The sequence below is a fragment of the Planococcus sp. MSAK28401 genome, assembly GCF_018283455.1.
Taxonomy (GTDB): domain Bacteria; phylum Bacillota; class Bacilli; order Bacillales_A; family Planococcaceae; genus Planococcus; species Planococcus alpniumensis.
In genome coordinates this window covers 43,827-57,510 of the sequence record NZ_JAAMTH010000010.1, presented here as the reverse complement: position 1 = coordinate 57,510, position 13,684 = coordinate 43,827, and the positions used below count along the sequence as shown (strand labels likewise).

At 42.7% G+C, this 13,684-nt stretch carries 10 protein-coding genes; 6 read left to right on the top strand and 4 right to left on the bottom strand.

Translation table 11 applies throughout. The features are described from left to right. Positions 1–114: 114 nt before the first annotated feature. Positions 115–264: a hypothetical protein gene (locus G3255_RS19885; protein ID WP_211656328.1), complete on the bottom strand. Its 150-nt coding sequence runs from the start codon at positions 262–264 to the stop codon at positions 115–117. Positions 265–323: 59 nt separating this feature from the next. Further along, on the bottom strand, positions 324–599 hold the full coding sequence (locus tag G3255_RS19880) for an AbrB/MazE/SpoVT family DNA-binding domain-containing protein (RefSeq protein ID WP_101189088.1): 276 nt from the start codon (positions 597–599) through the stop codon (positions 324–326). Positions 600–1,038: 439 nt separating this feature from the next. Between G3255_RS19880 and G3255_RS19875 the strand changes: the two genes are divergently transcribed. From G3255_RS19875 to G3255_RS19865, 3 genes are all read left to right on the top strand, one after another. Then, the gene (locus G3255_RS19875) at positions 1,039–1,491 is read left to right on the top strand and encodes a hypothetical protein (RefSeq protein ID WP_211656327.1); all 453 of its coding nucleotides are present in this window, start codon (positions 1,039–1,041) and stop codon (positions 1,489–1,491) included. Between the two features lie 5 nt (positions 1,492–1,496). Next, on the top strand, positions 1,497–1,787 hold the full coding sequence (locus G3255_RS19870; RefSeq protein ID WP_211656326.1) for a helix-turn-helix domain-containing protein: 291 nt from the start codon (positions 1,497–1,499) through the stop codon (positions 1,785–1,787). A gap of 169 nt (positions 1,788–1,956) precedes the next feature. Next, a complete protein-coding gene (locus G3255_RS19865) occupies positions 1,957–2,577 on the top strand; it encodes a hypothetical protein (protein WP_101805618.1) in 621 nt (206 codons plus the stop codon). A gap of 860 nt (positions 2,578–3,437) precedes the next feature. Here the strand turns inward: G3255_RS19865 and G3255_RS19860 are convergent. Then, positions 3,438–3,947: a MepB family protein gene (locus tag G3255_RS19860; RefSeq protein ID WP_211656325.1), complete on the bottom strand. Its 510-nt coding sequence runs from the start codon at positions 3,945–3,947 to the stop codon at positions 3,438–3,440. Positions 3,948–4,112: 165 nt separating this feature from the next. Then, positions 4,113–4,397 carry an AbrB/MazE/SpoVT family DNA-binding domain-containing protein gene (locus G3255_RS19855; RefSeq protein ID WP_211656324.1) on the bottom strand — a complete coding sequence of 95 codons (285 nt, stop codon included), beginning with the start codon at positions 4,395–4,397 and terminating at the stop codon, positions 4,113–4,115. Between the two features lie 519 nt (positions 4,398–4,916). Here G3255_RS19855 and G3255_RS19850 point away from each other — a divergent pair. The 3 genes from G3255_RS19850 to G3255_RS20355 are packed head-to-tail and all read left to right on the top strand — an operon-like array spanning position 4,917 to position 13,682. Beyond that, on the top strand, positions 4,917–11,795 hold the full coding sequence (locus G3255_RS19850) for a MucBP domain-containing protein (RefSeq protein ID WP_211656323.1): 6,879 nt from the start codon (positions 4,917–4,919) through the stop codon (positions 11,793–11,795). Further along, a complete protein-coding gene (locus G3255_RS19845) occupies positions 11,768–13,399 on the top strand; it encodes a MucBP domain-containing protein (RefSeq protein ID WP_211656322.1) in 1,632 nt (543 codons plus the stop codon). The genes G3255_RS19850 and G3255_RS19845 overlap by 28 nt, the downstream gene beginning before the upstream one ends. After that, the gene (locus G3255_RS20355; RefSeq protein ID WP_211656321.1) at positions 13,368–13,682 is read left to right on the top strand and encodes a MucBP domain-containing protein; all 315 of its coding nucleotides are present in this window, start codon (positions 13,368–13,370) and stop codon (positions 13,680–13,682) included. The genes G3255_RS19845 and G3255_RS20355 overlap by 32 nt, the downstream gene beginning before the upstream one ends. Positions 13,683–13,684: the final 2 nt, after the last annotated feature.

Below are 13,684 nucleotides of genomic sequence, written 5' to 3'. Positions count from 1 at the left end.
AAGACTTTAATCATTAAGCAAACGCTTGAATACGTGAGTCACGAATAAAACGCAGCGTATATAAGGACAGCTAGATACTTTTTGAAAATGGGAGCGGACTAGACTTATCTAGAATCATAGGTTGCTAATATCTCGGACATAAGTGGTGTTAAATTCTTTAATAGTAACGTTTTCCATCTGATCTTGAGTGCTTAGACCTTCTGCATAGTTAATAGCCTGTTCAAAACTCGTTTTGATTTCAGTGAACAATTGATTTCCATTCATTGATTTGATCTTCCACCCTTTCAAAAGCGGACAATGCTATAAAGCTTGTCCATTGATTATTACTTCTTCGTAACGTTCTGTAATTCTTCAAGGAGAATGGCTGCGCCTTTTGGACTCAGATGCAATCCTTTCGCGTATTCAAAGTTATCGTCTAAGATTTCTCCTGTAATCGCACACGTTTTCTCCGTCTTATATTTTCGCAAAATGATTCGGTCATCTTCCATAAAGATTTCCATCGGATCCCCAACAGAGACACCAAGTGCTCTTCTTAATTCAATAGGCGTGACGATGCGCCCTAATTGGTCTACTTTTCGTACGATTCCTGTACTTTTCATATTCTATCTCCTTTAACTCAAACTACCATTATTGTATCGAATTTAAACTAGGGATGGAAATAACTTCACAGCATAAAGAGGTTGGTTCTTTCTGCCTCAAGTGGTTCTATTTTTGTCCGAAGTGATTCTAAAATTGGCACAGGTAATTCTATTAGATGACTGTTTAAATAGGGTTAAGGTTTCGGCTAAATGGTAGTATGTTAGTTATAGCAAGAGATGATGGGAATAATCATTTACATCAGGTAAAGGGCCTTACACCGCATCTACAAAGCCGTTCGAGTAGGTTTGAGTGAGTAGCTAATGGATTATAGAATTCTCTCCAGGTTAAGTAAAAGTGCGTACCTAGTAGGATTCGGCCATAACAAGATACTACAGAGAGAAAGGAGTATGAAATGACCTCATTTGTTAGACAATTTAAGTCATTTTAGTTATAATACATATGACAGAAATCTATTTTTCCAAAACAATCGATAAACAGCAGCAAGTATTTCCTTTCATTGAGAAGCTGGCAAACAAGGATTCAGAACTTGGTATATTGATCTATCAAGGATTCGAGGATCTCAAAGAAGCGCCAGAAGCCATGTATCCACTGGGCGAAACAAAGCCTTATCGGGTAAAACGAACGTTTCGTGGTCGCGAGGTAGATATGGAGTTGGTCAAGCGTCTTTCAGAGCCGAGAATCTTTGAAATGAAGGCCGATGATGGGGCTGAATTTCATCGCTTTATTTACTTTCCGTATTATTACAAGGATGAGCCGTGTTATGTGTTTGTTTACGGATTTACGAAAGTCCATGGAAAACCTGACATGACGAACTTTTATATGGCAAGAGCCAAACAACTATATGAGTATGTAAGACGGACAAAGCGAGAAAAAGACTTTTTTGAGGGGTGAGAGTAGTGGCAACTTTAAATGACTTGAGAAACCGCCTGATGCAGAATGAGGAGATAAAAGAAGCGTTCGAAAGCGTCGAATATAACCGGAGTCGGAACATTTTCAAAAGACGGATGGAGCTAGGGCTTTCCCAAAGAGATCTTGCTGATAAAGCTAGCGTTACACAAAAAACGATCAGCCGGATTGAAGGTGGAGACCCAGGGATACGCCAAACCACGCTTATTAAGGTGTACACAGCATTGGATTTAAAAGAGGATGGTACTCCTCCTGCTAAAGAATATGTCGTACATCAGTAAGTATGAAATCCCTTATTAACCTCTTTTCCATAAACTATTTTTTTGGACCTTTAATCAAGTCGTAATTCAGATGATGACCGGCTTCTCGAATTTCTGGGTTTGTCTCGCTCTTTTTTTGTTGGAATACGATAAGGTATGATATGGAAAAAGGTATGAAGGGGATTAAATTATGCCACAGCATTTGGGTTTATATCTTCGAGAAAAATCCGGCGGATTAAAACTGACAAGAGAAAATTATATAAGAGTCAATAGTAAAAGCTCATTTGGTGATGATGTCATCTACCCTGAAAAATTTATAGAGTCTCATACAAAGAACTGCTTTGATAACTTTGACCTGAATATGGAGTATTATCGTTCATTGTCTAAACAAGAATTTAACGAAGAGCTTACGAGTTTCCTCAGTAAAACTAAAGTGTTTGAAGAATTTACCGACCTTTCTCTTTTAAAGGGTGTTTCTGGATACTACGTTATGGTCCTAGATGGATATTCCCAAGTGTATATCGGTATAAGTGGAGACATAACGAAACGTCTTCGAGTACATTGGAGTGCCCAAAAGCAATTCGACCGTTTACTATTCGGAGAAGTAGACAACTCCATTTTATCAATAGACAGTTTTAGGGCTTATGATACTACTAGATTATTTGCATATGTATGTGACGAATTTCAAAGTTACGAAAATGAGTTCATCAACCATTTTGATGCTAAGTATGTCTTGAACAGGACTGTCGGAGGAACCTTAAATGGTTTAACCGAAGCTATACTTCATGGCAAAACAAGAAAACTCCTGTAAGTAGTTTCTGACTTACAGGAGTTTTCTTGTGGGTTTATATCGTATCAGTTTCCAGAATTAAATACTTCTCTTTCTTTCTTAATTCACTAATATTTATGCTATGCAGCTTTCTTTCCCATCACTGTAAGTGATATTTTACAAATTATTAAAGAGTTATTTAGCATGTAAGATAGAAAACATCATCATGATCCTTATCACTATCAGTATTAGAGGATTGCCGTTACTTTCGTCATTTTAGCGTGTAAACTTTCGTTCGATGTCGCTTGCTTCATATGAATTTACATAATGAAATTCGCCTTCACCTCAACTCTGAAACTAAGGAAAAAAACAAAAAAAAGAGGAGCCGTAGCCACTCTTTTCTGAAACGGTTACTCTACAATCGCTATCCGATTTTAAAGCCGTTTTTTTGTATGCATTTATTCACTAATGGTTTTTATACCATATCTATTTTCTACAGTAAAAAAAACAAACATCGTTATGAGAATCACAAATGGAGTTCTACTATGCGATATTAAACCAAAGTAAGGCAATATTAAAGACAAGAGAACAATTATAGTCGCTACTATTCGAATGGTAATAAGGTTTTTAGGATGTCTTTTATCATGCAAAATATTACCCCTCCTTGGTATATCCTCCAATAATTGGATTCGTTTATTGAAGATCAATCTTTCCTGATTATATAATTGTTTAAGCTCGCATTCCAGTAAGCTATAACATTAATAGCCCCATTTGTAGTTGCTATTCTTAAATATACCCCTTAGTTATAAAAATAGAAGATTGTAGATATTAACGTCTTTTTGCTTCCAACGTGCATTTGATTTCACTAAGTTCATGTAAATGTAGAGCGATGTTTTAGAGAATCAAACAGCATACAGTTCTGTTATTTTTTCTTTGGATACGTTATCTGGAGTACTTAGATCAACAAAGTAAGGCAACTGCCATTCTTGTGTTTTCACTGCTTGCTTGCTGGTCGGAATATCCCAACTTGGATATACTCTTATTGCCATTTTCCCCTTTGTTAAGGTGGATTTAAGAATGTTTTGAGTGAGAAGAACTTCTTTTGGGAAAACAAATTGCCCAAACTCACTATCACTTTTAAACGTAGTTATAACTAATAAATCCGGGGCTTCCGCATAGGAATAGGGCTGATTATTGGTGTTTTCATCTTTCTCCCAAAATGCAACAAACTGTCCTGTTTTCGTAGGTGTAATGTTCGCCACTCTGAATCGAACTGTTGTAGAAGATAATTGAAATCTACCTGCACCATACTTAGCGTTTTGTTTTTCTTCTTGAACCGATTTTAAAATTAAATTAGTTGGTTTGTAGATTAATTCATTCACATAGCTCAATGCTCTATAAAAATCGTTCACTGTTCCACTCCTTAATTCGAAGGCTTTTTATAAGTGTACAACTTAATTATGGGAATAGAGGATTATCTATAAATATAGATTGAATGTAAGAAGAGGGACGGGGTAAGAAAGTAGTCTTGCATCTTTGCGCACTATAGTCGATGCTTTCAGATGAAATACATCAATTTATTCTTCTCTATTATAATCTTGTAATTCTTTTAAAAGAATTGCAGCGCCTGCAGAACTTAGTGAAATACTATTTGAATAGTTTAGGTCGGTTTCTTTATCTATCAGTGCCCCTGTGATTACACAAGATTCTTTATTTAGGTGCTTTTTCATTATAATCTTTTCGTTTTCAATAAAAATTTCTAATTCATCTCCGACCGAAATATTTAACGTTTTTCTTTGGGATATGGGGATCATGATATGGCCGAGGTGACTCACTTTTCTAGTGACTAGCGTGCTTTTCATAAGATAGCTCCTTTAGATAGTTGTTTTTAGAATATTGATTACATAAAATATTCCGAAGAAAAATCACTGGTTTCATGGAGTAGAGTGAAAAACTACCCTCTGAAAATAGTGTAAGTCTGACATTATATATCTCGCAATATATAACGTCGTTTGCCCACAATAGTCAACTGTCTACAAAGGACTTTTAGGAAAGTTAGGTAGATAAGCAAACCAGTCTCTAATTGTAATAAGGTAGATAGAAAATAGAAGTTGCGTCACATTCTACAACGTTTAGCTTTTTTTAATGAATATCTCAATCCTATTAATATACGAAGTAACCAGACGAAGTTAATAAGTTACTGAAATGAACGAATAAATTCTCATTATCACTGGTCTACTCGCAAGTTAACAGCAATATTTTACGGCGAAATATCGATAGTTATTAAAAAGAAGGGGATAGAAATATTTAACATACTGTTTTAAAAAAAGGTAGTATCTGATAAGCTATAAATTGTGCTAAAAAATAACTGGAGGTACAGTGTGAATAAGAATAATAAGTGGATTGGATTTAAGTTGTTTCTCGTATTTATATTGGTGAGTTCGTTATTCTTGCCTTCTTTGAATGTAGCGTTTGCTATGCCGAATGTCTTAGAAGAAGAAAATGAAGATCAATCCGGCGCAGTAAGAAACGCCGCAGAAGATTTGGAGTTCGATGATTCAATTATATCGAAAAAAGCTACTTATACCGGAAATACGGGTGAGTACTTTATCGATTTGACAGTAGAAGGAAAATCACGACAAGAGCTTGAAACTACTGACATTGTTATCGTTTATGATAACTCCAGTAGTATGAATACAAATGATCGTGATCAAATATCAGCTGCGGAAACGGCTGACTTTGTTAGAGGCTTATTGAATGAAGAGGTCAATGCCGCAAACAATATTCGAATGGCCCTGGTGACATACGGGACGATGGTTTTTGATGGAAGAAACAACGAGGTTTATTCCGGCACTAGTGCACCACCGGAAAATTATTCCTTTAAAACATTTACCAGTAATCCAAACGACATCATCAATCAAATTCCGACGAATGTTCCATCGGAGAGAGGAAACAATCTTAATGGGGGGACATTCACTCAACAGGCTCTCGAAGAAGCCGCATCACTTTTAGAAAATAGCGAGGCAGACAACCGAGTCATTGTCACTCTTACGGACGGTGTGCCGACAATCAGTTATGATCCGAATCGGCAGATTGTAGGAAACGGAACTACTTTTAATTATAATGCTAACGGACAGTCACGCACGCATGGTCAGGATACTATTTCAGCTGCGGATTCAATTAAAAGCCAAGGAATTACAATGGCTTCTATTGGACTCGAGCTGACAGCTGGTCAGGGAGCAACAGCCGAACAAATCACTGAGGTTATGCAAGGAATTGCCTCGACTCAATATGATTATTATCCTGTAGGACAAATTTCAGAGTTAGTCGATTCTTTAGCGGAATTATCCAAGTATTTTACGAATACTGTGCATAGAGCGACAGTTACTGATCCCATGGGGGAGTATGTCAACTTGAAGTTGGGAGAAACAGCTGGTTTTGAATTGGCTACCTCAGCAGATTTATCAGATGGAGATTACTTTTTGTCTGCATCAGACAACACGTTGCTGCAGTCTGTGATTTTAAATGAAGAGGGAGAAACGATCACACTCGACAATCTAAGTCTTGGTGAAAATGAAGTTATTTCTCTTCGTTATAAAGTACAACTAGACACAGATAAAGCTGGGTTTAATCCAGCTACATTTTATGCTACAAACGCGCCTACACTGCTAAACCCTAGAATTGAAGAACCGGATTTGGTTCATGAATTCCCAATTCCTGAAGTGAGAGGTGCTCAAGCTGTTATTACAGGTGAGAAAACCTGGAGCGATTACGACCAAGAAAATCTGCGACCACAAGAAATTGTCGTAGAACTTTTTAGAGGAAATGATCAAAAAATTGATGAACAGACGGTCTCCCAAAGTGAGGATGGGTCATGGGTGTTTACGTTTGAAGGGTATTCAGTATATGACTCAAACGGTGCACCGATTGATTACACTGTTCGTGAACAGACAGTGGATGGTTATGCGTCTACTGTAAATGATGAAACCAATGTCATCACGAATACCTTGGTGGAAGAGCCAGAAATTTCACTAGTGAAAACAAGTGAAGAAGAGGCTTTTACTCAAGCTGGCGATATTGTCACGTACTTGTTTGATGTGACAAATACAGGGAACGTGCCCCTATCTAACATTCAGGTTATAGACCCGAAAATTGGAGAAGAAGTTGAACTGGACACTACAACATTAAATCCAGGCGAGGTGGCATCGGGTTCCGTTCAATATACGGTTACGGCAGAAGATGTTGAAGCTGGAACAATTGTGAATACTGCTTCGGTTTCAGGTGAAGACCCAGCTGGTGAGCCTGTAGAGAATGATGGGCAGGATACTATTCCATATGAACCAATCCCATCTACTGTAGTTGTCGAACATGTCGATGAAGAAGGAAATACATTGATTCCTTCCATCGTACTTGAAGGAAACGTTGGAAACCCATATGAGTCAGTTGCTGAAGAAATCGAAGGCTACGTACTAATCGAGACGCCTACGAATGCAACTGGTAAATTTATAGAAGAAGAACAAACGGTCACGTATGTATATGCAAAAGTGGCTGAAGACGTGACAGTAGTATACGTTGACCAGGATGGCAATGAGCTAGCTACGTCAACAATACAAACAGGAACAGTAGGCGAAGAGTATGCCACTGAGCCTGTCGAAATTGAAGGATACGTCGTCATCGAAATACCGGAGAACGCATCTGGTGAGTTTGGCGAAGAAGCCCAAACAGTCACTTATGTGTACGCAAAAGTGGCTGGTGATATCACGGTAGAACATGTAGATCAAGAGGGTAACGCATTAGCTGAATCTTCTATACAGTCAGGAGTTGTTGGTGAGGAGTATCAGACTGTTGGAAAAGCAATCGAAGGATATACATTAGTCGAAATACCAGCAAATGCTGCTGGTGAATTCAAAGAAGATCCACAAACAGTTACGTATGTATACGGTCAAACAGCTGCGGATGTGACGGTTGAGTATGTAGATGGAAATGGTGATCCTTTACTTGATTCAACATTTGAATCAGGGATCGTCGGGGATTCTTATACTACATCACCACCTGAAATTGAAGGCTATGTTGTCATCGAAACGCCAGAGAACGCAACAGGCGAATTCGGAGAAGAAGCTCAGACGGTCACGTATGTCTACGCGAAAGTAGCAGAAGATCTCACGGTCGAGTACGTGGACGAGGATGGCAATGAGCTAGCTGCGTCAACGACGCAAACCGGGACAGTGGGCGAAGAGTATGCCACTGAACCAGTCGAAATTGAAGGCTATGTTGTCATCGAAACGCCAGAGAACGCAACAGGCGAATTCGGAGAAGAAGCTCAGACGGTCACGTATGTCTACGCGAAAGTAGCAGAAGATCTCACGGTCGAGTACGTGGACGAGGATGGCAATGAGCTAGCTGCGTCAACGACGCAAACCGGGACAGTGGGCGAAGAGTATGCCACTGAACCAGTCGAAATTGAAGGCTATGTTGTCATCGAAACGCCAGAGAACGCAACAGGCGAATTCGGAGAAGAAGCTCAGACGGTCACGTATGTCTACGCGAAAGTAGCAGAAGACCTCACGGTCGAGTACGTGGACGAGGATGGCAATGAGCTAGCTGCGTCAACGACGCAAACCGGGACAGTGGGCGAAGAGTATGCCACTGAACCAGTCGAAATTGAAGGCTATGTCGTTATCGAAACACCAGCGAACGCAACAGGCGAATTCGGAGAAGAAGCTCAGACGGTCACGTATGTCTACGCGAAAGTAGCAGAAGACCTCACGGTCGAGTACGTGGACGAGGATGGCAATGAGCTAGCCGAGTCTACGACGCAAACGGGGACAGTGGGCGAAGAGTATGCCACTGAACCAGTCGAAATTGAAGGCTATGTCGTCATCGAAACACCAGCGAACGCAACAGGCGAATTCGGAGAAGAAGCTCAGACGGTCACGTATGTCTACGCGAAAGTAGCAGAAGACCTCACGGTCGAGTACGTGGACGAGGATGGCAATGAGCTAGCTGCGTCTACGACGCAAACGGGGACAGTGGGCGAAGAGTATGCCACTGAACCAGTCGAAATTGAAGGCTATGTCGTCATCGAAACACCAGCGAACGCAACAGGCGAATTCGGAGAAGAAGCTCAGACGGTCACGTATGTCTACGCGAAAGTAGCAGAAGACCTCACGGTCGAGTACGTGGATGAGGATGGCAATGAGCTAGCTGCGTCAACGACGCAAACCGGAACGGTGGGCGAAGAGTATGCCACTGAACCAGTCGAAATTGAAGGGTATGTCGTTATCGAAACGCCAGAGAACGCAACAGGCGAATTCGGAGAAGAAGCTCAGACGGTCACGTATGTCTACGCCAAAGTAGCAGAAGACCTCACGGTCGAGTACGTGGATGAGGATGGCAATGAGCTAGCCGAGTCAACGACGCAAACCGGAACAGTGGGCGAAGAGTATGCCACTGAACCAGTCGAAATTGAAGGGTATGTCGTTATCGAAACGCCAGAGAACGCAACAGGCGAATTCGGAGAAGAAGCTCAGACGGTCACGTATGTCTACGCCAAAGTAGCAGAAGACCTCACGGTCGAGTACGTGGACGAGGATGGCAATGAGCTAGCTGCGTCTACGACGCAAACGGGGACAGTGGGCGAAGAGTATGCCACTGAACCAGTCGAAATTGAAGGCTATGTCGTCATCGAAACACCAGCGAACGCAACAGGCGAATTCGGAGAAGAAGCTCAGACGGTCACGTATGTCTACGCGAAAGTAGCAGAAGACCTCACGGTCGAGTACGTGGATGAGGATGGCAATGAGCTAGCTGCGTCAACGACGCAAACCGGAACGGTGGGCGAAGAGTATGCCACTGAACCAGTCGAAATTGAAGGGTATGTCGTTATCGAAACGCCAGAGAACGCAACAGGCGAATTCGGAGAAGAAGCTCAGACGGTCACGTATGTCTACGCCAAAGTAGCAGAAGACCTCACGGTCGAGTACGTGGATGAGGATGGCAATGAGCTAGCCGAGTCAACGACGCAAACCGGAACAGTGGGCGAAGAGTATGCCACTGAACCAGTCGAAATTGAAGGGTATGTCGTTATCGAAACGCCAGAGAATGCAACAGGCGAATTCGGAGAAGAAGCTCAGACGGTCACGTATGTCTACGCCAAAGTAGCAGAAGATCTCACGGTCGAGTACGTGGACGAGGATGGCAATGAGCTAGCTGCGTCAACGACGCAAACCGGGACAGTGGGCGAAGAGTATGCCACTGAACCAGTCGAAATTGAAGGGTATGTCGTCATCGAAACGCCAGAGAACGCAACAGGCGAATTCGGAGAAGAAGCTCAGACGGTCACGTATGTCTACGCCAAAGTAGCAGAAGATCTCACGGTCGAGTACGTGGACGAGGATGGCAATGAGCTAGCTGCGTCAACGACGCAAACCGGGACAGTGGGCGAAGAGTATGCCACTGAACCAGTCGAAATTGAAGGCTATGTCGTCATCGAAACACCAGCGAACGCAACAGGCGAATTCGGAGAAGAAGCTCAGACGGTCACGTATGTCTACGCGAAAGTAGCAGAAGACCTCACGGTCGAGTACGTGGATGAGGATGGCAATGAGCTAGCTGCGTCTACGACGCAAACGGGGACAGTGGGCGAAGAGTATGCCACTGAACCAGTCGAAATTGAAGGCTATGTCGTCATCGAAACACCAGCGAACGCAACAGGCGAATTCGGAGAAGAAGCTCAGACGGTCACGTATGTCTACGCCAAAGTAGCAGAAGACCTCACGGTCGAGTACGTGGATGAGGATGGCAATGAGCTAGCTGCGTCAACGACGCAAACCGGAACGGTGGGCGAAGAGTATGCCACTGAACCAGTCGAAATTGAAGGCTATGTTGTCATCGAAACGCCAGAGAACGCAACAGGCGAATTCGGAGAAGAAGCTCAGACGGTCACGTATGTCTACGCCAAAGTAGCAGAAGACCTCACGGTCGAGTACGTGGACGAGGATGGCAATGAGCTAGCCGAGTCAACGACGCAAACCGGAACAGTGGGCGAAGAGTATGCCACTGAACCAGTCGAAATTGAAGGGTATGTCGTTATCGAAACGCCAGAGAACGCAACAGGCGAATTCGGAGAAGAAGCTCAGACGGTCACGTATGTGTATGCAAAAATTGCTGGCGATATCACGGTCGAGTACGTAGACCAAGAAGGCAATGAGTTAGCCGAGTCAACGACGCAAACCGGGACAGTAGGCGCAGAGTATGCCACTGAACCGGTAGAAATTGATGGATTCGAACTGGTTGAAGTTCCATCCAACGCAACAGGCGAATTTACAGAGGATCCTCAAACCGTAACTTACGTTTATCAACCGGTGCAGACACCTGTTGAACCCGGTACAGTAACGGTCAATCATGTAGATGAAGAAGGAAATGCCTTGACTGAACCCGAGTTGCTATCCGGAGAGATCGGGACAGATTACACTACAGAAGCGAAAGAATTCGAAGGATATGTGCTAACAACTACCCCGGACAATGCATCTGGTCAATTTACAGATGAAGACCAGACGGTCACGTATGTGTATGCAAAAATTGCTAGTAGTAACTCAAGTATCACAGTGAAATATGTAGACCAAGAGGGCAATGAATTAGCAGCGCCAACAACGCAAGTCGGTGCAGTAGGCGAAGCTTACAGCACCGAGCCGATAGAAGTCGATGGATTCGAACTGGTCGAAGTGCCATCCAACGCAACAGGCGAATTCACAGAGGCCCCTCAAACCGTAACTTACGTCTATCAGCCGGTGCAGACACCTATCGAAACTGGGACAGTAGTGGTCAATCATGTAGATGAAAAAGGAAATGCCTTAACTGAACCGGAGCTACTATCCGGAGAGGTTGGGATAGACTACACTACAGAGATGAAAGAATTCGAGGGGTATGTGTTAATAACTACCCCGGATAATGCATCTGGTCAATTTACAAATGAGACCCAGACAGTAACATACGTTTATGGTCCTGCAGAAGTTCCAGAAGTAGAAGGCGTTATTGTCGTTGAATATGTGGATACAGAGGGAACTCCGCTTGCAGATCCGATGACGGATTCAGGTCTAATTGGTTCCGGTTATACAACAGCACCACTAGAAATTGAAGGATATGATTTAGTTGAAGTACCTTCCAATGCAGAGGGCGTGTTTGGGGATGAGCCTCAAACCGTAACATATGTATACGTCAAGAAGCTGACCCGATGGGTACAATTGTTGTCGTACATGTAGATGAAGAAGGCAATGAGTTGTTAGCAGCTGAGACTGTGACAGGAGCAATTGGTTCACCGTACACTACGGAGGCAGCAACAATCGCTGGTTACGAATTAGTTCAAACACCAGGAAATGCAGCTGGTTCGTTTACAGGTGAACAACAGATTGTTACGTATGTCTATGCACCTGTTGAAACAGAAGTACCTACTGGAACCGTACTTGTTGAATATGTTAATGAACAGGGAGAGTCGCTGGTAACACGCGATTCGTTAACAGGTGAAGTCAATTCGCCATATTCAACTCAACCAGTTCAAATTGAAGGATACGAATTAATTGCAACACCAGAAAATGCAACAGGGGTATTTACAGAAGGAACACAGGTTGTTACTTATGTTTATGCACTAATTCCGGAAGAGCCGGTTGAGACACAAGGAGCGATTGTGGTTCAATTTGTCGATGAGGCCGGTAATGCTTTGACAGATTCACAGGCATATACAGGAGTGGTAGGTGCAGCTTATAGTACTGATCCTGCTGCAATTGAAGGATATGAGCTGATTGTGACTCCTGAAAATGCCTCAGGAATCTATACTACAGATACTCAAACAATCACTTACGTATATTCGAAGATCGCTGTAGAACCACAGAGTGGCATCGTAAACGTTATATTTGTTGATGAGGATGGTAATCCATTAGCTGGCCCACAAATGATGTCAGGCGTGATTGGCGAGGCTTACAGTACATCTCCTGCCACGATCGATGGCTACGAGCTTGTTATTACACCTGACAATGCAAATGGAACGTTTAAAGAAGCACCGCAGACAGTGGTTTATGTTTACAGTTCGACAGAAGTACCTGTGGAAATGGGAGAAGTAACAATTCAACATGTCGATCAAGATGGAAACCCGATCGCAGACTCTGAAAAGCTAACAGGTGAAGTAGGAAGTGACTACACATCCAACCCGAAAGAAATTGAAGGATACAAACTTGTCGAGCAGCCAGAGAACGCAGACGGTACATTCACAGAGGACTCACAAACCGTGACCTATGTGTATGAAAAAATCAAAGATACGCCAATGTCAGGCGAAGTGAAAATCATTCACGTTGACCAAGACGGAAACCCGATCGCAGATTCTGAAAAGCTAACAGGTGAAGTAGGAAGTGACTACACATCCAACCCGAAAGAAATTGAAGGATACAAACTTGTCGAGCAGCCAGAGAACGCAGACGGTACATTCACAGAAGACTCACAAACCGTGACCTATGTGTATGAAAAAATCAAAGATACGCCAATGTCAGGCGAAGTGAAAATCATTCACGTTGACCAAGACGGAAACCCGATCGCAGATTCTGAAAAGCTAACAGGTGAAGTAGGAAGTGACTATACATCCAACCCGAAAGAGATTGAAGGGTACAAGCTTGTCGAGCAGCCAGAGAACGCAGACGGTACATTCACAGAAGACTCACAAACCGTGACCTATGTGTATGAAAAAATCAAAGATACGCCAACGTCAGGCGAAGTGAAAATCATTCACGTTGACCAAGACGGGAACCCGATCGCAGATTCTGAAAAGCTAACAGGTGAAGTAGGAAGTGGACTATACATCCAACCCGAAAGAGATTGAAGGGTACAAGCTTGTCGAGCAGCCAGAGAACGCAGACGGTACATTCACAGAAGACTCACAAACTGTGACCTATGTGTATGAAAAAATTATGTCTAATCCAGTACCAACAGAGCCACAACCACAACCCGACCACCCTGAGCCAGATCAACCGGTTCAAGATAAATTGCCACAAACAGCAACGAATACGTTCAATATAATGATTATTGGCGGACTCATGATGATTATCGGAGTGATCATGTTGCTAGTGTGGAACAAACGTCGTAAGACACTGGAAATAATGTAATA

What these genes read in the sequence shown, in the direction of transcription:
- G3255_RS19885 (WP_211656328.1), bottom strand. Translation starts at nt 264, where the DNA reads ATGAATGGAAATCAATTGTTCACTGAAATCAAAACGAGTTTTGAACAG.
- G3255_RS19880 (WP_101189088.1), bottom strand. Translation starts at nt 599, where the DNA reads ATGAAAAGTACAGGAATCGTACGAAAAGTAGACCAATTAGGGCGCATC.
- G3255_RS19875 (WP_211656327.1), top strand. Translation starts at nt 1,039, where the DNA reads ATGACAGAAATCTATTTTTCCAAAACAATCGATAAACAGCAGCAAGTA.
- G3255_RS19865 (WP_101805618.1), top strand. Translation starts at nt 1,957, where the DNA reads ATGCCACAGCATTTGGGTTTATATCTTCGAGAAAAATCCGGCGGATTA.
- G3255_RS19855 (WP_211656324.1), bottom strand. Translation starts at nt 4,397, where the DNA reads ATGAAAAGCACGCTAGTCACTAGAAAAGTGAGTCACCTCGGCCATATC.
- G3255_RS19845 (WP_211656322.1), top strand. Translation starts at nt 11,768, where the DNA reads ATGGGTACAATTGTTGTCGTACATGTAGATGAAGAAGGCAATGAGTTG.